Here is an 18630-nt window from a genome sequence, read left to right as displayed (position 1 = left end):
ATCTTCCCCTCGTTCCCGGTCTCCTCTCGCTGCGCCCGGCCCCGCCGGAACGCAGACGCGGGACGCCGGTGGTGGTGCTGCCCGGCGGTCCGGGCCTGGCGTCGGCACTGCCGTACCACTCGCTGCGCAGGCGCGCGCTCGCCCGCGGGCTGGACGTGGTGATGACCGAGCACCGCGGCGTCGGGCTGTCCCGCCGGGACGTCGACGGCACCGAACTGGCCGTGTCCGCGGTGTCGACGGCCGCCGCGGCCGACGACGTCGCCGCGGTCCTCGACAGGGAGAACATCGACCGCGCCGTGGTGTACGGCACCTCGTACGGCTCGTACCTGGCACATGTGTTCGGCGTGCGCCATCCGCACCGGGTGGCCGGCATGGTGCTCGACTCGCCCCTGCTGTCCGCCGAGGACCGTGAGACCGTCCGCAGCCACCGCCGCGAGCTGCTGCTGGACGGCCCCGGCCGACTGCCCTCGCTGGTGCGTGCGGCCGTGGACGCCGGGTGGGACCGCGCCGGGCACGTGGCGCAGGTCGTGTACGAGTTCGCCGGACCCGACGCACTCGAACGACTGCTCGAGGCGAGGCTGCGCGGGGACGCCCGCGTGACCTGGCAGTGGTTGTCCTCGCTCGGCAAGCAGGAAACGGCGGGTGAGGCCGCGCCGTTCGTCGCCGAGTTCGACCTGGTCGCCGGCATCACCCACGGCGAGTTGGGCTACGGAGCGAAACCCGACGGGCTGCCCCTCGATCCGCAGGCCGAGTTCGCACCGGCCGCTGAGCACGCACCGCCGTTCACCGGCGACACCGTCGACCTGCCCGCTGCCCTGCCCGGGTTCGACTGGCCGACAGCCGTGGTGTCGGGCGGCAGGGACCTGCGCACGCCACGGCCCGTCGCCGAACGCGTCGCGCAGCTGCTTCCGCACTCCGTGCGGGTCGAGCTGCCCGACAACGGACACAGCGCGTTGGACACCCACCAGCTCGCCGCACTGCACGTCGCCCATCACGTCGAGCGCGGCGACCTGGACGGTCTCCGCCGGCGGGTCGCCCGCATCGCGGCGTTGCCCCGGCGCGGCATGTCGAGTGCGCTCGGCCCGGTGATCCGCGCCGCCGTGCGGCTGGGCGCCTGACCACGCGTCACCCGGACGGCGTCGGTTTCCCGGCGGAAAGTTCGTTCCACGGTAGGCGAATTGTCGGTACGTTCCTCACGTCACATCGCCGCGTGAGGAGCGAACGCATGGACACCTTCCCTCGACGCAGCGCTCTCCGCGCCGCCGCCGGAACCGCGGGCCTCGCCGCGGCCACCGCGGGACTCTCCGCCACGGGTGGCGTCGCCTCCGCCGCGCAGCGGAGCGCCCGGCAGCGTGCGTTCGCCGCGGCCGCCGCGGAGTTCGGCGTACCGGAGCGGGTGCTGCTGGCGGTGTCGTATCTCGAATCCCGCTGGGACGATCACGGCGGCAGGCCGAGCAGCGGTGCCGGGTACGGGCCGATGCACCTCACCGACCTGCGCACCGCGGCAGCAGGGGGCAGTCACCACGACCACCGGGCCGGCACCGCGACCGGCGGGGACGTCGCCGTCAGCGGCACAGTCGTCGAGGATCCGCGCGGCGACACCGCCCGACGCGCGCTGCGGCCCGTCTCGCCCGCCGAGGGCACGCCGACGGAACGGCTGCAGACGATCGACCTCGCCTCCGAGCTCACCGGTGTCGACAAGGAGACACTGCGCACCGATCCGGTGGAGAACATCCGCGGCGGCGCGGCGCTGCTCGCCCACTACCAGCGCACGTCCGGAACACGCGGACACGACCCCGGCGACTTCTACGGAGCGGTCGCCCGCTACGCCGGGGCCGACGACGAGGCCACGGCGGGGTTCTTCGCCGACGAGGTGTACACCGTGCTCGCCGAGGGTGCCGAGCGCGTGACCGTCGACGGCGAAACGGTCCGGCTCGCCGCCACGAGCGCACGTCCGGACCGCACCCAACTCCGCTCCCTCGGCCTGCGCACCGCCCGCGCCGCGCCACCGGAGGGCCCCGACGACCTGCCCGTCGAGTGGATCCCCGCGCCGTACGAACGGCTTTCCGACGACCCGGGCAGCTACGGCAACCACGACCGGGCGAGCCGTCCCGACAGTCAGCGCATCACCCACATCGTCATCCACGACACCGAGTGCAGCTACGACGTCGCGCTCGGCCTGGTGCAGGACCCGGAGTACGTGTCGTGGCACTACACGATCCGCTCGTCCGACGGGCACGTCGCGCAGCACGTGCGCACCGAGGACGTCGGGTGGCACGCGGGAAACTGGTACGTCAACGCCAAGTCCGTCGGCATCGAGCACGAGGGCTTCGCCGCCGAACCGGCCTGGTACACCGAGGCGATGTACCGCGCGTCGGCGAAGCTGGTGCGGCACCTGGCGCGCCGGTTCCGCATTCCGCTGGACCGGCACCACATCATCGGGCACGACAACGTCCCGGGCACGATCCCGGAGAACGTCGCGGGCATGCACTGGGACCCGGGCCCGTACTGGGACTGGGCGCACTACTTCGAGCTGCTCGGCGCCGAGCTGCCGACGTGGCGCGCCGACACCGGCCTCGTGGTGGTCCTGCCGGACTTCGACGCGAACCACGTGCCCTACCGCGGGTGCGAGGCCGACGACCCGTCCGCCGCGTGCCCGGTCACCGGCTCGGCGATGGTCCTGCTGCGCACCGAACCCCGCGACGACGCGCCGCTGCTCAGCGATCCGGCGCTGAACCCCGACGGCTCGCCGCAGTCGATGCAGCTGTCCGACTGGGGCAGCCGCGTCGTGACCGGTCAGGTGTACGCGGTCGCCGACTCCGACGGCGACTGGACGGCGATCTGGTTCAACGGCAGGAAGGCGTGGCTGAAGAACCCGGCGTCGGCCCCGGTCGTGCGGCCGACGCTCGGCGTGGTGGCCGCGCCGAAGGCCGGTTCGGGGCGGATCCCGGTGTACGGGCGGGCGTACCCGGAGGCGGGCGCCTACCCCGAAGGCGTGCCGCCGCAGGAGCTCGCGCCGCTGCAGTACTCGATCCCCGAGGGGCAGCGCTACGCCGTCGGCCTGGTCGTGGATTCGGAGTATTACCACGCCAAGACCTACGACGAGTCGCAGCACGTCGTCGTCCGCGGGGAGAAGTACGCGCAGGTGCAACTCGGCCACCGCGTCGCCTACGTCAGGCTCGCCGACGTCGACACCTGGCACGTGTAGGAGCACATCCCCCGGGGGCACCCTGGTTGCGTTCAATGCAACCAGGGTGCCCCGGGGGGCGTCCTGCGTTCCGCGGTGTTCCCACTAGGAGACGAGCCCCGCGGCGAGGCCGGCGATCATGGCGATGCCGAACACGACGAGGAAGCCGCCCGCTGCCTTCGTGAGCCACGGCAGCACGCGGTCCATACGAGCGAGCGCCCGCCGGGAACCGAGCGCGAGAGCGACGAAGACGTCCCAGCCGAGCACGACCGTCACCATCCACGCGCCGTAGAGCACGAGTGCCGGCGGCCGGGCAGTGGCGACCGCGGCGGCGAGGCTGACGTAGAACAGCGCGTTCTTCGGGTTCAGCAGGCCCGACGTGAAGCCGAGTCCGGCGCCGCGCAGCCACGTCGCCGATTCGGCACGCGGACCCTGTTCGACGTCGACCCTGACTCTCGCCCTGACGAACGCGGCGCCGACGACGACGAGGAACACCCCGCCCGCCACACGGATCCCGTCGAGCAGCACGGGATGCGACAGCAACGACACGCCGGAGAACGCCGCCGCGATGAGGATCCCGTTGGCGACGGCGATACCCAGGCAGACTCCGGTGGCGCTGCGCCAGCCGGACGTCATCGCGGTGCGTGCGATGAGGAAGAAGTCCACCCCGGGAATCAGCAGGGCGAGGAAGTGGGCGGCGGCGACCGCGGCGAACTGCTCCATGTCCCCTCACATGTCTCGGCGACGAACACGCCGAGCATGCGCAACAGCCGGGGCCGGGATCTTGTACGTTCTTGCGCTCAGCCGCGGTAGGCGCCCGGCGAGACGGCGACGTGCGCGCGGAACACGCGGTGGAAATGGCTCTGATCGGTGAACCCGAGTTCCTGTGCGGTGTCGGCGATCGGCAGTCCCGCACGGAGCAGGTACCGGGCCCGCACGATGCGGGCGTTCTGCCGCCAGGCCAGTGGCGTGAGACCGGTCGCGCGCCGCATCGCCCGCACCAGGCCGTACCTGGTCATGCCGACCGACCGCGCCAGTTCGTCGAGCGGCGGGTTCGTCTCGTCACCGCGCAGGCGGTCCATGACCGGGCGCAATCGCGTGCGCAGCGCGGAATCCGTGCCGCTGGGGACGAGGTGTTCCGGTGCGGCTGCGGCCAGTTCGGTCAGCGCGGCGGCGAACTCGGCCTCGATGCGCGCGGGTTCCGCATCGGCGACGACGGTCTGCATCGCGGCGGCAGTCCGCCGATGCAGTTCGTCGCGGCGCAGCACCCCGATCCCGGACAGCAGGCGGTCCGCCGCGCCGCCGGACACGAGGGAGACCGCCCACTCCTGGCCCATGTGCGCCATCCGGTACCGCCACGGCCCGTCGTCGGGATTGCAGGCGTGGACGTGCCCGGCCGGAATGACGACGACGTCACCCGGCTGCAGGCGGATCGTGCCCGCGGGCGACCCCGTGAACACCGACGATCCCCTGTCGATCAACCCGATCGAGAACGTGTCGTGGAAGTGCGGGCGGTAGCACGTGTCGTGCCGGCACGAGCGGCGCACCTCCAGGTGCGGCACCGCCGTGCTGCGCCGGAATTCCCCCACGCTCTCGCTCCCCTCAGACCAGGACCGTGTCCACGGGCAGGCCGGGGTTGGCCGACAGGTCCAGGGAGCTGGGCTTGTGGCCCGCGGCCGCGACGTGGGCGCCGAGCGCGGCGATCATCGCGCCGTTGTCGGTGCACAGCCGGGGCCGTGGGATACGCAGTTCGATCCCGGCCTCGGCGCACCGCTCCTGCGCCAGCGCCGACAGCCGCGAGTTCGCCGCCACCCCACCGGAGACGACGAGCGTGCCGATCCCGGCCTCGGTCGCGGCGCGCACCGCTTTGGCCGTCAGCACGTCGGCGACGGCCTCCTGGAACGACGCCGCGACGTCGGCGACCGGCACCTCCTCGCCGCGTCCCTGCGCACCTTCGACCCACCGCGCCACGGCGGTCTTCAGGCCCGAGAACGAGAAGTCGAACTGCGCGTCCCGCGGTCCCGTCATGCCGCGCGGGAACGCGATCGCCTGCGGATCACCGTCGCGGGCGGCCTTGTCGATCGGCGGGCCGCCGGGATACGGCAGGTCGAGCAGCCGGGCCACCTTGTCGTAGGCCTCCCCCGCGGCGTCGTCCACAGTGGAGCCGATCTCGGTGATCGTGCCCGCGATGTCGTCCACCCGCAGCAGTTGCGTGTGCCCGCCGGACACCAGCAGCGCCAGGCACGGCGCAGGCAACGGCCCGTGCTGCAACGTGTCGACCGCGATGTGCCCTGCGAGGTGGTTGACGCCGTACAGCGGCACGTCGAGCGCCGCCGCGTACGCCTTCGCCGCGGAGACGCCGACCAGCAGCGCGCCCGCCAGCCCGGGACCGGCCGTCACGGCGACCGCGTCCACATCGGACATCGAAAGGCCCGCGGTGTCGAACGCGCGGCGGGTCGTCGGCACCATCGCCTCGAGGTGCGCGCGGCTGGCGATCTCCGGCACGACGCCGCCGAACCGCGCGTGCTGCTCCACGCTGGAGGCGACCTCGTCTGCCAGCAGCTCCACCGTGCCGTCGTCGTGGGCGGCGACCAGCCCGACACCGGTCTCGTCGCACGAGCTCTCGATGCCCATGATGATCCTCGCCATCAGCGGCCGTCCTCCTGTCGCTCACCGGTGATCGCGTCCCGGCGCATCGTGTACGCGTCGGCGCCCGAAGGCTGGTAGTAGCCCTTGCGCACGCCCAGTCGCCGGAATCCGTGCTTCTCGTACAGTCCGATCGCGCTGTCGTTGTCGGTGCGCACCTCGAGGAACACGGGCGCGGCCAGCTCGTCGGCCCTCGCCAGCACCGCCCGCAGCAGCGCCTGGCCGAGGCCGGTGCCCTGATGCTCCGGGCGCACCCCGATCGTGTGCAGGCTCGTCTCGTGGTCCCCGCGTTTGCCCATGACGGCGAGGCCCGCGTAGCCGAGCACGTGCTCGTCGCCGCCGGAGACCGAACCGTCGACCGCGACGAGGTAGTACCCGCCGAGGTCGAGTTCGCTGTGGAACGCGGCCGGTGGCCACGGGCTGTCCCCGGCGAACAGCACCTTCTCGATCTCCGCGCACTCCCGCACGTGCCGTCTGCGCATCGGTTCCAGCCTCGCGGGTGCCGCACCGTCGGGGTCGCTCGGCCCGGTCACCGCGCCGTCGGCGTGGACGGCCGCGCCGTCGGCCGCCGCACCGTTCGGGTTCGCGGCGCCGTCGGGGCTTCCGAAGGGGCGGTCGCCGAGGGTCACGCCGTCACCCGCTTCCTGGTCGCCGGCTCGGCGGCGTGGGGCCTGCGCAGGTACAGCGGCGTCAACGGCCCCGGTTCGCGCCCGGCCAGGACGTCCGGCGCCGCTGCACGCACGATGCCTGCCGGCGTCGGCTGTTCGTGGTCGGCGAGGCGCCCCGCCGGTTCCGGTACCTCGTCGCGCGGCCCGACGTGGGGACCGTCGGTACGTGCCCCGGCGTCGTAGGTCGCCCAGTACACCTCGCGGCGGCGGGCGTCGGTGACGACCAGCGCCGCACCCTCCGGACCGGCCGCGATCGCGTCGAGCGTGCACACCGGGTAGGCCGGGACGCCGAGGCTGTGCGCCAGCGCCGCGCCCGTCACCAGGCCCGCCCGAAGTCCGGTGTACGGCCCGGGGCCCGTGCCCACGACGACGGCGCCGACGTCGGCGAGCGTGATCCCGGCGTCGGCGACGGCGTCCAGTACGTGCGGGGTGAGCAGCTCGCCGTGCGCCCGCGGGTCGACGGTCACGCGCGCGGCCACCTGCTCGACGACGGGCTCCGCGACGTCCGCGCCGACGGGGCCGGACGCGGTGGGGCCGGGCGCCGTGCCGTCGGCGGCCGCGGGAGCTGCTGCGGCGGCGGGTCCGGACAGTCGGACGATCCCGGCGGTCACCGCGGGTGTGGCGGTGTCGAGGGCGAGAATCAGCACCCTTCGAGCGTACGACGTCGCGGCCGACTACTCGCGCGCGTCTCCGCCCGCGGCGCCGTGACCATGGCGCAGGCGGCCACGGAGCTGATACTTGTCGTGCCGGGCTCCGGACGAGGAGGCCCGCGAGCCAGACCCGACCGAGGAGACCGTGTGAGCGTGCCGCCGTTGCTGCCGTCCCTGTCCGCCCCGCCCGCGAAGACCGCGGTGCGGTTCGGCGAACAGACCTTGACCTACGACGACCTGGCCGGGGCCGCGGGCGCACTGGCAGCCAGGCTGACCGGCGTGGGCCGCGTGGCGGTGTGGGCGACGCCGACCCTGGAGACCGCCGTCGCCGTGGTGGGCGCACTGCTCGCGGGAGTGCCCGCGGTGCCGATCAACCCCAAGATCGGCGAGCGCGAACTGGCGCACATCGTGTCCGACAGCGAGCCCGGTCTGGTGCTCGCCGCGGGCGGCGACGACCTGCCGCCGGGACTGGCCGACGTGCCGCGCCTGGACGTCGACGCCGCACCCGCCACGGCGGACCCGCTGCCGGAACCGGACGCCGAGGCGCCCGCGCTGATCGTCTACACCTCCGGTACGACCGGCGCGCCGAAGGGAGTCGTCCTCCCGCGACGGGCGATCGCCTCGACATTGGACGCCCTCGAGGACGCGTGGCAGTGGACGTCGGACGACACCGTGGTGCACGGGCTGCCGCTGTTCCACGTGCACGGACTGATCCTCGGCGTGCTCGGCCCGTTGCGCCGCGGCGGCACGGTGTGGCACCTCGGCACGTTCTCCATCGCCGCGCTGACAGGCGCGCTGACCAGCGGCGCGACGATGATGTTCGGCGTCCCGACGATGTACCACCGGATCGCGGACGAGGTCGACTCCGACGAGGCGCTGGCCGGGGCACTGCGCGGCGCGCGGCTGCTCGTCTCCGGGTCGGCCCCGCTTCCCGTGCACGACCAGGAGCGCATCCACGCCGCGACCGGCAGGCGGGTCGTCGAGCGCTACGGCATGTCCGAGACGCTCATGAACACCAGCGTGCGCGCCGACGGCGAACGCAAACCGGGCACGGTCGGCGTCCCGCTCCGCGGCGTCGAGCTGCGGCTCGTCGACGAGTCCGGCACGCCGATCACGACGTGGGACGGCGAGACCGTCGGCGAGATCGAGGTGCGGGGGCCCAACCTGTTCACCGAGTACCTGAACCGGCCGGACGCCACGGCCGAGGCCTTCCACGACTCGTGGTTCCGCACCGGTGACATGGCCACGCGCGACGCCGACGGCTACGTCAAGATCGTGGGCCGCAAGGGCACCGACATCATCAAGTCCGGCGGCTACAAGATCGGCGCCGGTGAGATCGAGAACGCGCTCATCGAACATCCCGGCGTGGCCGAGGCGGCGGTGACCGGCGAACCCGACGACGACCTCGGCGAGCGGATCGTGGCGTGGGTCGTGCCCGCCGGCGCCACACCGGCCGAGGCGGAACTCGCCGACCACGTGGCCCGCCTGCTGACACCGCACAAGCGGCCGCGCGTGGTGCGGTTCCTCGACCGGTTGCCGCGCAACGACATGGGCAAGCTGATGAAGCGGTCGCTCCATGGGTGACCTGCCCGATTCGGCCCGCGGGATGATCGACGCCGTCGCCTCGGCGTTCGCCTGCGGCATCGTCGACCGAGCGGCGCCACGGCTTCCACCGGCGACGACCCGGCTCCCCGAATCGACAACACGCGCCCCGGGAACACAGTCGCGCGGTAGCGCGTCGTTGAGGGGTGGTGGCCGGGCGACGGGCGGGAGCAACACGCGCCCCCGGAAGCGCAACACGCGCTCCGCAACCCGCAACACGGGCTCCGGGATCCGCAACACGCGGGGTCAGGGGAGGGTGTCGACGCGGGTCTTCCAGGTTCCGTGGGGTTCGAACGTGACGGTGCGGGTGTCGTCGGCGTGGCGCGCGATGCGGACGACGAGACGGTCCTCCGACAGCGGCTCGGCCAGCCCCTCGCCCCACTCGACGACGACCGCGGACCGATCGAGTTCCGCGTCGAGGTCGAGGTCGTCCAGTTCGGACAGGTCACCGCCGAGCCGGTAGGCGTCGACGTGGACGAGCGCGACAGCGTCCTCGGAGGCGCCGTCCCCGGATGAGCCGTCCTCGGAGGCACCGCCCCTGGAGGCGCCGACCCCGGATGAGCGGTCCCCGGATGAGCCGTCCCCGGAAGTCCCGTCGCCGGAGGCGGGGTGCACGCGCGCGAGCACGAACGTCGGTGAGCTGACGCGGCCCGACACGCCCATGCCCTCGGCGATGCCGCGCGTCATCGTCGTCTTGCCCGCGCCGAGCGGGCCTGCCAGCAGTACGAGATCCCCCGCCCGCAACGCCCTGCCCAACGACCGTCCGAATCGGATCGCGTCGTCGGCCGTGGTCAGTTCGATGGTCACCGGCGCCACCACCTCGACTTCCGTTTCGTCTTCTCCCTGCCCGTGACACCCGCGCACCGCTGCACCAGTTCGATCACGTGGCCGTTGACCTCGTCCGGCTGTTCCAGTTGCAGCATGTGCCCCGCGCCGGGAAGACGCAGCAGCGACGCGTCCGGCAGCTCGGCGACGATGCGTTCGGTGTGCGCCTGCGGTGTGATGCGGTCGGCGTCCCCGCCGACGACGAGCGTGTGCACGTGCTTCAGCCCGGCCAGCGCCGCGTACCGATTGTGGGTGCCGAACGTGTCGGCGAAACCGGCCAGCTGCTTCACCGACGACACCGCCAGCATCTCCTGCATGAACGACACGACCTCGGAGGGCACGTCGTGTTTGCCGAACGCCAGGTGCCGCACGGCGGTGCGGGTCAGCTGCCCGCCCGCGGCGCGCACGAACTCGACGAGCCCCGGCTGCCATCCGGCGAGTTCGCCGACACCACGGGTGATCGGGTTCTTCCGCGACAGCAACGATCTCGGCAGTCCGTGGCTGCCGACCTCGCCTGCGGCGGTGGCCAGCAGCGCCACTCCGCACACCTGGGAGGCGAACAGCTCGGGTGCCTGCTGGGCGAGCTCCATCAGCACCATGCCGCCCATCGAGTGTCCCATCAGGACGACAGGTTCACCGGGCGCGACGGTACGGATCACGACGTGCAGGTCGGCCGCGAGCTGTTCGATCGTGCAGGTGCCGGTGTCGGCGGGTCCGGACTCGCCGTGCCCGCGGTGGTCGTAGTACACCTGTCGCACGCCCGGCTGTTCGAGCGCGGTGAGCGCCCGGCGCTGGAAGTGCCAGCTGCGCCGCGAGAGGGCGAAGCCGTGCACGCCCACCACGGTCAGCGCCGCCTTCGCCGACCGCGGTGCGATCTCCTCGACGATCAGCGGCGTGCCGTCCTCGGCGGCGACCGTCGAGACCCTGCCGTCGCCCGGCGCGCCCAGGACGTCCTCGGGTTCCGGCCTGCCCGCCTCCGTGGTCACGACTCCGCTCCCGGGTAGGTGCGCTGCACGCGGGGCCGGTACATGCCGGTGACGATCTCGTAGTCGATCGTGCCGATCGTGTCCGCCCATTCGCGTGCGGTCGGCCCGCCCTCGGAGCCGGTGCCGAAGAGCACGACCTCGGCGCCCAGCGGCGGTTCGTCGTCGCCGCAGTCGACGACGATCTGGTCCATGCACACCCGGCCGACGACGGGGCGCCTGCGCCCGCCGAGCCACACGTCCATCCGGCCCGACAGCGTGCGCGGCACGCCGTCGGCGTAGCCGACGGGCACGAGCGCGACCGTCGTGTCCCGCTCGGCGGTCCAGGTGAGGCCGTAGGACACCGCTTCGCCCGCGGCGATCCGCTTGGTCAGCACGACGTGCGACGAGAACGTCATCGCGGGCGTCAGGTCCGCCGACTCGGGGACGGGGTTGAGGCCGTAGATCGCGATACCCGGGCGGACGAGGTCGAAGTGCAGGTCGGGGCGGGTGAGCGTGGCCGCCGAGTTCGCCAGGTGCCGCAACGGGGTCAGGCCCGCCTCGCGCGCGAGATCGTAAGCCTCGGAGAAGCGCCGGGCCTGCCGGTCGATCGACGGGTGTCCCGGTTCGTCGGCGGCGGCCAGGTGCGACCACACGGCGACGACGTCCACACCCGATTCCGCGGCGGCGGCCTTGACCAGCGTGGGCCACAGTTCGGGCGGGCAGCCGTTGCGTGACAACCCCGTGTCGATCTTCAGGTGCACCCGCGCCCGCTTGCCGGTGCGTGCGGAGGCGCCCGCCACGCGCGCCAGCTCGGAGGCCGACGACACCGACACGTCGATGCCCGCCTCCAGCGCGGGCGCGAAGTCGGCGTCCCACGACTCGAGCCAACTGAACAGCGGCGCATCGATACCGGCCTGGCGCAGGGCCAGCGCCTCGGCCATCGAGCACGCGCCCAGCCACGTCGCGCCGCCGCGCAGGGCCGCACGGGCGGCCTGCTCGGCGCCGTGGCCGTAGCCGTCGGCCTTGACGATCGCCATCGTCGCGGCGCCCGACGCGGCCGCGCGCGACGAGAGCAGTGCGACGTTGCGGCGGATCGCGCCGAGGTCCACGGTCGCCAGCGCCCGCGCCGGCCGGGTGTGTGCGGTCATGAGGTTCCTGCGCTGCTGTCGAGTGTCGTTCCGGGGTGCGGAGCCACTGTTCGGCCCCTCGTTCGCGGGCGGTCGCCGGGGTGGACCGTCGGGCTGCTCGCGGGGACGCCGCGTGTCCGGGGCCGACGCCGCCGTTCACGCACCGTGTGCGCCATCGTCGCACAACGCACGTACCCGCCGGATCGCCTCCGGTACCGCCGTGAGCACCTGGGATGCCGACGTCGGCGCCCCGGCCGCGGCGATCTCCCCCGCGCGGGCGTGCACGTCGGCGGCCGCCCCGGCAGCGAGCCACGGGTCGAGTCCCGCGGCGAGCAGCGCCCCGAGGATGCCCGAGAGCACGTCGCCGGAACCCGCGGTCGCGAGCCACGCGCCGCGCGGCCGGTTGGCGAGCACCCGCCCGTCGGGGGCGGCGACGAGCGTGCAGTGGCCTTTCAGCAGCACGACGGCGTCGAACCGGCGGGCCGCGTCGCGGGCGGCGGTGACGCGGTCGGCGCCGGGGCAGTCGCCGGTGAGGCGGGCGAACTCGCCGTCGTGCGGGGTGAGCACCAGCGGTGTGTCGGGGTCCCGCGCGTCGAGGACCTCGGGCCGGGTGGCGATGAGCGTGATGGCGTCGGCGTCGGCGCACACGGGCACGCCCTGCCCGAGGACGTGGGCGAGGACGTCGGAGCCGTCGCGGCCCGTGCCGAGGCCGGGGCCCGCCGACCACGCCTGCACGCGTCCCGCGTCGGCCACCGACCCGGTGGCGACGACCTCGGGCCACCAGGACCGCACCTCGTCGGCGGCGGGACCGGCGTAGCGCACCATGCCGGACGTCGCGCGCACCGCGGCGCCCGCGGCGAGGACCGCCGCGCCGGGGTAGGTCGCCGAGCCCGCGGCGATACCCGCCACGCCCTGGGTGTACTTGTCGTCCTCGGGTGCGGGAACCGGCCAGGCCGCGGCGACGTCGGCGACGTCGAGCTGCCGCAGTGCGGGCGGCCTGCCGTGGTCGGCGCCGAGCGGCAGGCCGAGATCGACGAGCGTGACGTCGCCGCACCGCCCGGCCGCGAGCAGGTGGACGGGTTTGCGGGCGCCGAACGTGACCGTGGCGGTGGCCGCCACGGCGGGACCGTCGACGGCGCCGGTGTCGGGGTCGACACCGCTGGGCAGGTCGACGGCGAGCACGGGCGCGGTGACGCGGTCGAACACGTCCGCGGCGGCGGGCCGGAGCGGACCGCGGGCGGAGATGCCGACCACGCCGTCGACGACCAGGTCGGCCCGTTCGATCCACTGTGGAACATCCGCGTCGGCCGGCACGCGGCCGCCACGGCGACGCAACGCGGCCAGCCCCGCGGCGTGCGCCTTCTCGGGAGCGAGTAGCACCGCGGCGACGCCCACGCCGCGGCTGCGCAGGAACGCCCCCGCCCACAGCGCGTCGCCGCCGTTGTTGCCCGCGCCGACGACGAGCAGCACGCGGCGTCCGGAAACGCCGCCGGTGTGATCGGTGAGCAGCGCCGCCGCGCGCACTGCGACGGCATGGGCGGCGCGCTGCATGAGCGCACCGTCGGGTGTGCGGGCGAGGACCTCGTCCTCGGCCTCCCGCACCCCGGCGGTCGTCCACGCGCCGCGCACGGGGGCTACTCCACCGTCACGGACTTGGCGAGGTTGCGCGGCTTGTCGACGTCGTAACCGCGCGTGCGGGCGATCTCGGCCGCCAGCACCTGCAGCGGCACGGTCGACACCAGCGGCTGCAACAACGTCGACACGGCGGGCACCTCGATGAGCTCGTCGGCGAACGGCCGCACCGTCTCGTCGCCCTCCTCGGCGATGACGACCGTGCGAGCGCCGCGGGCCTGGATCTCGCTGATGTTCGACACCAGCTTGGCGTGCAGCACCGCGCGGCCCCGCGGCGACGGCATCACCACGACCACGGGCAGGTCCTTCTCGATCAGCGCGATCGGACCGTGCTTGAGCTCACCCGCGGCGAAGCCCTCGGCGTGCATGTAGGCGAGCTCCTTGAGCTTGAGCGCACCTTCGAGCGCAACCGGGTAGCCGACGTGCCTGCCGAGGAACAGCACCGCCTTCGAGTCGGCGAGCCGCGCGCCGAGTTCCCGCACCTGGCCGACGGTCGACAGCACCTGCTCGACCGCCTTCGGCATGGCTTCGAGCTCGGCGAACTCGCGGCCCACCTCGTCGGGGTACTTGGTGCCTCGGGCCTGCGCGAGCGCCAGGCCGACGAGGTAGTTGGCGGCGATCTGCGCGAGGAACGCCTTCGTCGAGGCGACACCGATCTCCGGGCCCGCGTGCGTGTACAGCACGGCGTCGGACTCGCGGGGGATCTGCGCGCCGTTGGTGTTACAGACCGCCAGCACCCTGGCCTTCTGCTCCCTGGCATGGCGGACGGCTTCGAGGGTGTCCATGGTCTCGCCGGACTGGGAGACGGCCACGACGAGCGTGTCGCGGTCCAGCACCGGGTCGCGGTAGCGGAACTCGCTGGCCAGCTCGACCTCGACGGGCAGGCGGCACCAGTGCTCGATCGCGTACTTCGCCACCAGGCCCGAGTGGTACGCCGAGCCGCACGCGATGACGAACACCTTGTCGATGTCGCGCAGATCCTGGTCGGAGATGCGCTGTTCGTCGAGGACGACGCGGCCTTCGGAGAAGTGCCCGCGGAGTGAGTTGGCGAGCGCGTCGGGCTGCTCCTCGATCTCCTTGAGCATGAAGTACTCGTGGCCGCCCTTCTCGGCGGCCGACAGGTCCCAGTCGACCGTGAACGGCTTGCCCTGGGCGAGCTCGCCGTGGAAGTCGCTGACCTCGTAGCCCTCGCGGGTGATCGTCACGAGCTGGTCCTGGCCGAGCTCGACGGCCTCACGGGTGTGTTCGATGAACGCGGCGACGTCGGAGGCCACGAACGTCTCGCCCTCACCGACGCCCACCACCAGGGGCGACGACCGGCGTGCGGCGACGATCAGGTCCGGGTGGTCGGCGTGCGTCACGACGAGGGTGAACGCGCCTTCGAGCCTGCGGCACACCGCCCGCACGCTGGCAGGCAGGTCGCCCGCGGTGTCCGGGTCCTTGTCGTAGGCGCGCGCGATGAGGTGCGCGGCCGTCTCGGTGTCGGTGTCGCTCTCGAGCTCGACCCCGTCGGCCTCCAGCTCGGCGCGCAGTTGCGCGAAGTTCTCGATGATGCCGTTGTGCACCACGGCGACGCGTTCGGCCGCGTCACGGTGCGGGTGCGAGTTGCGGTCCACCGGCGGGCCGTGGGTGGCCCAGCGCGTGTGGCCCATCCCGGACGTGCCCGCGAACCGCGTCCGGCCCGCCTCGTCCAGCGCGGCCTCCAGGTTCGCGAGCCTGCCCGCCTTCCGCTCGACGGTCAGGCCGCCCGCCCCGTCCAGGACGGCGACGCCCGCCGAGTCGTAGCCGCGGTACTCCATGCGTCGCAGCCCACCGAGCACCACATCCAGTGCGTCCCGGTGCCCGACGTATCCGACGATTCCACACACGCCCTCCAGCGTATCGACACGACCGAGCGACGCCCTGCCGGCCGCGGTCGACGCGCGTCGTGCCTCCGCACGACCGGTGTTGCCCCCAAGGGCACTTTGGTTGCATTGAATGCGACCAAAGTGCCCCTGGGGGCGTCCGCCGCACCGGTCGCGCACCTGTGTCGGGCGTCTCGTCGTCGCGGGGTGTCGAGTAATCTGCCCGGCATGGCCAAGGCGAAGCAGTTGCTCGAGGACCTCACCTTCCCGGGACCGCACGACGTGCTGCGCGGCGACCTGGCACTGGTCGGGTTGCCGGGCGTGGTCTACACGCCGAAGCAGGGCCGCGGGCTGCCTGCCGTCGCGTTCGGCCACGGGTGGCTGCAGCCGACCGGCCAGTACCGCGAGCTGCTGCGACACCTGGCGAGCTGGGGCATCGTCACGGCCGCTCCGTCGACGCAGGGTGGGCCGTTGCCGTCGCACCGGCTGCTGGCCGACGATCTGCTGTCGACCTTGGACATGATCACCGGGGTGCGGCTCGGACCGGGCGCGATCAGCGTCGACCCGGAGAAGCTGGGCGTCGGCGGCCACTCGACGGGCGGCGGCTCGGCGGTGCTGGCGGCCGCGAAGGAGCAGTCCGTTCGGGCGGTCGGCACGTTCGCGCCCGCACAGACGGTCCCGTCGGCGTCGGCGGCGGCCCGGCAGGTGGACCGCCCCGGGCTACACCTGGCCGCGGAGGACGACCTCGTGGCGCCCGCCCAGGGCAACGCCGAGGCCATCGCCCGCGCCTGGGCCGGCCCGGTGCAGCTGCGGACCGTGCCGAAGGCGTCGCACCTGGCCGTCACCGAGGGCATGCACTGGAGCAGGCTGCTCGTGCACGGCAAGCCGAACCGCGCGGCGCACCGCACCGTACGCGCGCTGCTGACCGCGTTCTTCCTGACGCACCTGACCGGCACCGACACCTACCGCCCGCTGCTCGACGAGAGCGTGAAGAGCGCCAAGATCGTCGACCTCGACGAGCCGGGCGCCGGTTCCGACAAGGCCGCGGTCGCGAAGGCCGGCTGACCCGGCGGAGCAGGCTCCCGGCCACCGCGGGTGGAATCGGCCACCACGGATCCGGAACCGACCGCGGTCAGTGCACGCGGAGCAGGCCGCAGCCGACCGTGCCGTCCTCGTCCGCGGCGGTCATCAGTGCGAGTCCGCGGCGCTCGAGCACCAGCGTGACCTGGAACGGGCCGGTCGCCGCCCCGGTGTCGCCGACGATGTCGCCGGGGTCGCGCACGTCGGCGTGACCGGCGGTGTGGGCGACGGCGCGGCGTTCGGCGTCGGCGAGCGGCCCGGGCGGGGCGGACACGGCGACGGTGCGCACGTCGCTCGCGGCGGCACCGGCACGGTCGAGGGTGCGGCGGATGCAGGCCTCGAGCGCCGCCGCCGGATCGTCGTCGACGACCACCCGGGTGTCGATGCCCAGCACGTCGGCCAGTGCCGGAGTACCCGCGCCCGTGGTCTCGCCGAAGGTGGCCGTGGTCTCGCCGTGCGCGGCCGCCGGTTCGAGGCGTAGGACGGCTCCGCCCTCGCCGAGCGGGTGCAGCGCGTCCGGGGTGCGCTGGTCGGCGAGCCATTGCCGGGCGGGTCCGTACTCCTCGACGGCTCCGCACAGCATCGCGTCGGCACGGCCGGTGGCGAGCAGCCGCGCCCCGTAGCGCAGCGTGGACAGGCCGGACATGCGGCCACCCGCGATCGTCGTGTTCGGACCGGTGAGCCCGTGCCACATCGCCGTCCGGGCCGCGGCACTGTTCATCAGCGCGAACGGCATCAGCGCCGGATTGACGCGGTACGGCTTGGCGCGGGTCAGCGATTCGCGCGTGAAGTCGAGCTGGGTCTGCGCGCTCCCCGACGTCGTCCCCAGCACCACGCCGATCCCGCTCGGTGGTGCGATGCCCCCAGAGGCACTTTGGTTGCGTTGAATGCAACCAATGTGCCCTTGGGGGCGCTGCCCGGCGGCGAGGAGGTCGGCCGCGGTGGCGACGGCGAGGGCGCTGCACCGGTCCATCGAGGAGGTGCCCTTCGGGCCGAGGGCCTCGGTGACGTCGAAGTCCGCGGCCACGTGGGCTTCGCCGGGCACCGGATCGCCCACCGGGGTGAGCCGGGGCCTGCGGGCAGGGTCGCCGTACACCGCGCGATGGGAGTCGGCGCCGACGCCGCACGCCGAGATCGCCGACCACGCCGTGATCACCGCGCCGGTCATGCGGGCCTGCCCAGCACGACGACGGCGTTGTTGCCCCCGAAGGCGAGCGCGTTGTTCTGCACCACCCGCAGGTCGGCGTCCACGGCGGTGTTGGGGACGCAGTCGACGGCGCACTCCGGATCGGTCTCGGTGTGGTTGATCGTCGGCGGGACGAATCCGCCGTCGATGCCGAGTGCGCACGCCGCGGCGGCGAGCGCACTGGCGGCACCCATGGTGTGGCCGAGCATCGACTTGACCGACACCACCGGCGGCACCTCGCCCGCGGGCCCGAACACGCCGTGGATCGCGCCGCACTCGGTGACGTCGTTGGCCTTCGTGCCGGTGCCGTGAGCGGAGATCAGGTCGACGTCGGCGGGTGCTACATCGGCGTCGTCGAGTGCGAGTTCCATGCAGCGGGCGACGCTCTCCCCGTGCGGGGCGACCTGGTGGTGGGCGTCGCAGTTGAGGCCGTAACCGAGCACCTCGGCGTAGACCCGCGCGCCGCGCGCCACGGCGTCGTCGAGGGGTTCGAGCAGCAGCACCGCGCCACCTTCGCCGGTGTGGATGCCGCGGCGGTCGACGTCGAACGGCCTGCAGCGGTCGGGATCCACGGCGCCGAGGCGGTAGAAGCCGGTGAACGTCATGCGGCACAGGGCGTCGGCGCCGCCGCAGAGGGCGTAGTCGACCTCGCCGGTGCGGAGTGCGTCGACGCCGCCGCCGATCGCGTAGTTGCCCGCGGCGCAGGCCGTGGCGACGGTCGACACCTCGACATCGGCGAGTCCGAGGTCGCGGGCCACACCGGTGGCGAGACGACTCGCGGGCACGCGGCGTGCGGCGGCCGGGTCGATCGCCGCGGGGCCGTCGTGGACGAACGAGGCGGCGAGACGTTCACCGTCGTCGGAGCCGCCGTCGGTGGTGCCGATGGACACGAGGCCGCGCCGGTCCCGCAGGTCGTCCTCGGTGATCCCGGCGTCGTCGAGCGCCATCCCGGCCGAGGCGATCGCGAACTGCGCCGCTCTGCCCGCCTCCTCCACGGGCACGCGCCGCAGCCAGCGCTCCGGTTCGAACCCGACGACCTCGCAGCCCGTGGCGTGCGCGAACCCGGTGGTGTCGAACGCCTCGATCGGACGAGCCCCGCTGCGGCCCTGCCGCAATGCGCGCGCGTAGGCGTCGGCGCCCGTGCCGATCGAGGACACGACGCCGACGCCCGTCACGGCCACGCGGCGCCTGCCCGCGTGCGCACGCGAACCCGCCACG

The 18630-nt window shown here is 73.6% G+C and carries 16 protein-coding genes; 4 read left to right on the top strand and 12 right to left on the bottom strand.

Annotated elements, in window-relative coordinates; genetic code table 11:
- Positions 1 to 68 precede the first annotated feature (68 nt).
- Both LY13_RS17560 and LY13_RS17555 read left to right on the top strand, forming a co-directional pair.
- Positions 69 to 1118 (top strand): alpha/beta fold hydrolase, encoded by a 1050-nt coding sequence (locus tag LY13_RS17560; protein ID WP_253829586.1) that lies wholly within the window; start codon positions 69 to 71, stop codon positions 1116 to 1118.
- A 107-nt stretch (positions 1119 to 1225) separates the two neighbouring features.
- The gene (locus LY13_RS17555; RefSeq protein ID WP_253829584.1) at positions 1226 to 3208 is read left to right on the top strand and encodes an N-acetylmuramoyl-L-alanine amidase; all 1983 of its coding nucleotides are present in this window, start codon (positions 1226 to 1228) and stop codon (positions 3206 to 3208) included.
- Between the two features lie 84 nt (positions 3209 to 3292).
- Here the strand turns inward: LY13_RS17555 and LY13_RS17550 are convergent, their stop codons facing one another.
- The 5 genes from LY13_RS17550 to tsaB form a co-directional block, all read right to left on the bottom strand.
- Positions 3293 to 3910 (bottom strand): LysE family translocator, encoded by a 618-nt coding sequence (locus tag LY13_RS17550; protein WP_253829583.1) that lies wholly within the window; start codon positions 3908 to 3910, stop codon positions 3293 to 3295.
- A 77-nt stretch (positions 3911 to 3987) separates the two neighbouring features.
- Positions 3988 to 4776 carry a helix-turn-helix transcriptional regulator gene (locus tag LY13_RS17545; RefSeq protein ID WP_253829581.1) on the bottom strand — a complete coding sequence of 263 codons (789 nt, stop codon included), beginning with the start codon at positions 4774 to 4776 and terminating at the stop codon, positions 3988 to 3990.
- Between the two features lie 13 nt (positions 4777 to 4789).
- Positions 4790 to 5836 (bottom strand): tRNA (adenosine(37)-N6)-threonylcarbamoyltransferase complex transferase subunit TsaD, encoded by a 1047-nt coding sequence (tsaD, locus tag LY13_RS17540; protein ID WP_253829579.1) that lies wholly within the window; start codon positions 5834 to 5836, stop codon positions 4790 to 4792.
- Positions 5836 to 6315, bottom strand: coding sequence for a ribosomal protein S18-alanine N-acetyltransferase (gene rimI, locus LY13_RS17535; RefSeq protein WP_253829672.1), 480 nt, complete (start codon positions 6313 to 6315; stop codon positions 5836 to 5838). The genes tsaD and rimI overlap by 1 nt, the downstream gene beginning before the upstream one ends.
- A 143-nt stretch (positions 6316 to 6458) precedes the next feature.
- Positions 6459 to 7148 carry a tRNA (adenosine(37)-N6)-threonylcarbamoyltransferase complex dimerization subunit type 1 TsaB gene (gene tsaB / locus LY13_RS17530; RefSeq protein WP_253829577.1) on the bottom strand — a complete coding sequence of 230 codons (690 nt, stop codon included), beginning with the start codon at positions 7146 to 7148 and terminating at the stop codon, positions 6459 to 6461.
- Between the two features lie 156 nt (positions 7149 to 7304).
- Here tsaB and LY13_RS17525 point away from each other — a divergent pair, with 156 nt between their 5' ends.
- Positions 7305 to 8735, top strand: a complete 1431-nt coding sequence (locus LY13_RS17525) for an acyl-CoA synthetase (protein ID WP_253829671.1) — start codon at positions 7305 to 7307, stop codon at positions 8733 to 8735.
- Between the two features lie 264 nt (positions 8736 to 8999).
- Here the strand turns inward: LY13_RS17525 and tsaE are convergent, their stop codons facing one another.
- The 5 genes from tsaE to glmS all read right to left on the bottom strand — a co-directional run bounded on the left by tsaE (position 9000) and on the right by glmS (position 15170).
- Positions 9000 to 9569, bottom strand: a complete 570-nt coding sequence (tsaE, locus tag LY13_RS17520) for a tRNA (adenosine(37)-N6)-threonylcarbamoyltransferase complex ATPase subunit type 1 TsaE (protein WP_253829670.1) — start codon at positions 9567 to 9569, stop codon at positions 9000 to 9002.
- Positions 9557 to 10564, bottom strand: a complete 1008-nt coding sequence (locus tag LY13_RS17515) for an alpha/beta fold hydrolase (RefSeq protein WP_308216360.1) — start codon at positions 10562 to 10564, stop codon at positions 9557 to 9559. The genes tsaE and LY13_RS17515 overlap by 13 nt, the downstream gene beginning before the upstream one ends.
- Positions 10561 to 11691 carry an alanine racemase gene (gene alr / locus LY13_RS17510; RefSeq protein ID WP_253829574.1) on the bottom strand — a complete coding sequence of 377 codons (1131 nt, stop codon included), beginning with the start codon at positions 11689 to 11691 and terminating at the stop codon, positions 10561 to 10563. Before alr ends, LY13_RS17515 begins: the two co-directional genes overlap by 4 nt.
- Positions 11692 to 11826: 135 nt before the next feature.
- The gene (locus tag LY13_RS17505; RefSeq protein ID WP_253829572.1) at positions 11827 to 13299 is read right to left on the bottom strand and encodes an NAD(P)H-hydrate dehydratase; all 1473 of its coding nucleotides are present in this window, start codon (positions 13297 to 13299) and stop codon (positions 11827 to 11829) included.
- Between the two features lie 5 nt (positions 13300 to 13304).
- Positions 13305 to 15170, bottom strand: a complete 1866-nt coding sequence (gene glmS / locus LY13_RS17500; protein ID WP_253829570.1) for a glutamine--fructose-6-phosphate transaminase (isomerizing) — start codon at positions 15168 to 15170, stop codon at positions 13305 to 13307.
- 204 nt (positions 15171 to 15374) lie between these two features.
- Here glmS and LY13_RS17495 point away from each other — a divergent pair, with 204 nt between their 5' ends.
- Positions 15375 to 16211, top strand: a complete 837-nt coding sequence (locus tag LY13_RS17495) for a dienelactone hydrolase family protein (protein WP_253829568.1) — start codon at positions 15375 to 15377, stop codon at positions 16209 to 16211.
- A 67-nt stretch (positions 16212 to 16278) separates the two neighbouring features.
- Here LY13_RS17495 and LY13_RS17490 read toward each other — a convergent pair whose 3' ends face one another.
- Both LY13_RS17490 and LY13_RS17485 read right to left on the bottom strand, forming a co-directional pair.
- Positions 16279 to 17394 carry a beta-ketoacyl synthase N-terminal-like domain-containing protein gene (locus tag LY13_RS17490; RefSeq protein ID WP_253829566.1) on the bottom strand — a complete coding sequence of 372 codons (1116 nt, stop codon included), beginning with the start codon at positions 17392 to 17394 and terminating at the stop codon, positions 16279 to 16281.
- Positions 17391 to 18629, bottom strand: coding sequence for a beta-ketoacyl-[acyl-carrier-protein] synthase family protein (locus LY13_RS17485; protein ID WP_253829564.1), 1239 nt, complete (start codon positions 18627 to 18629; stop codon positions 17391 to 17393). The genes LY13_RS17490 and LY13_RS17485 overlap by 4 nt, the downstream gene beginning before the upstream one ends.
- Position 18630 lies beyond the last annotated feature (1 nt).

Source organism: Prauserella aidingensis, assembly GCF_024171865.1.
Classification (GTDB): Bacteria; Actinomycetota; Actinomycetes; order Mycobacteriales; family Pseudonocardiaceae; genus Prauserella; species Prauserella aidingensis.
The sequence above is the reverse complement of the archived record's forward strand: the minus strand, read 5'-3'. Positions and strand labels throughout refer to the sequence as shown.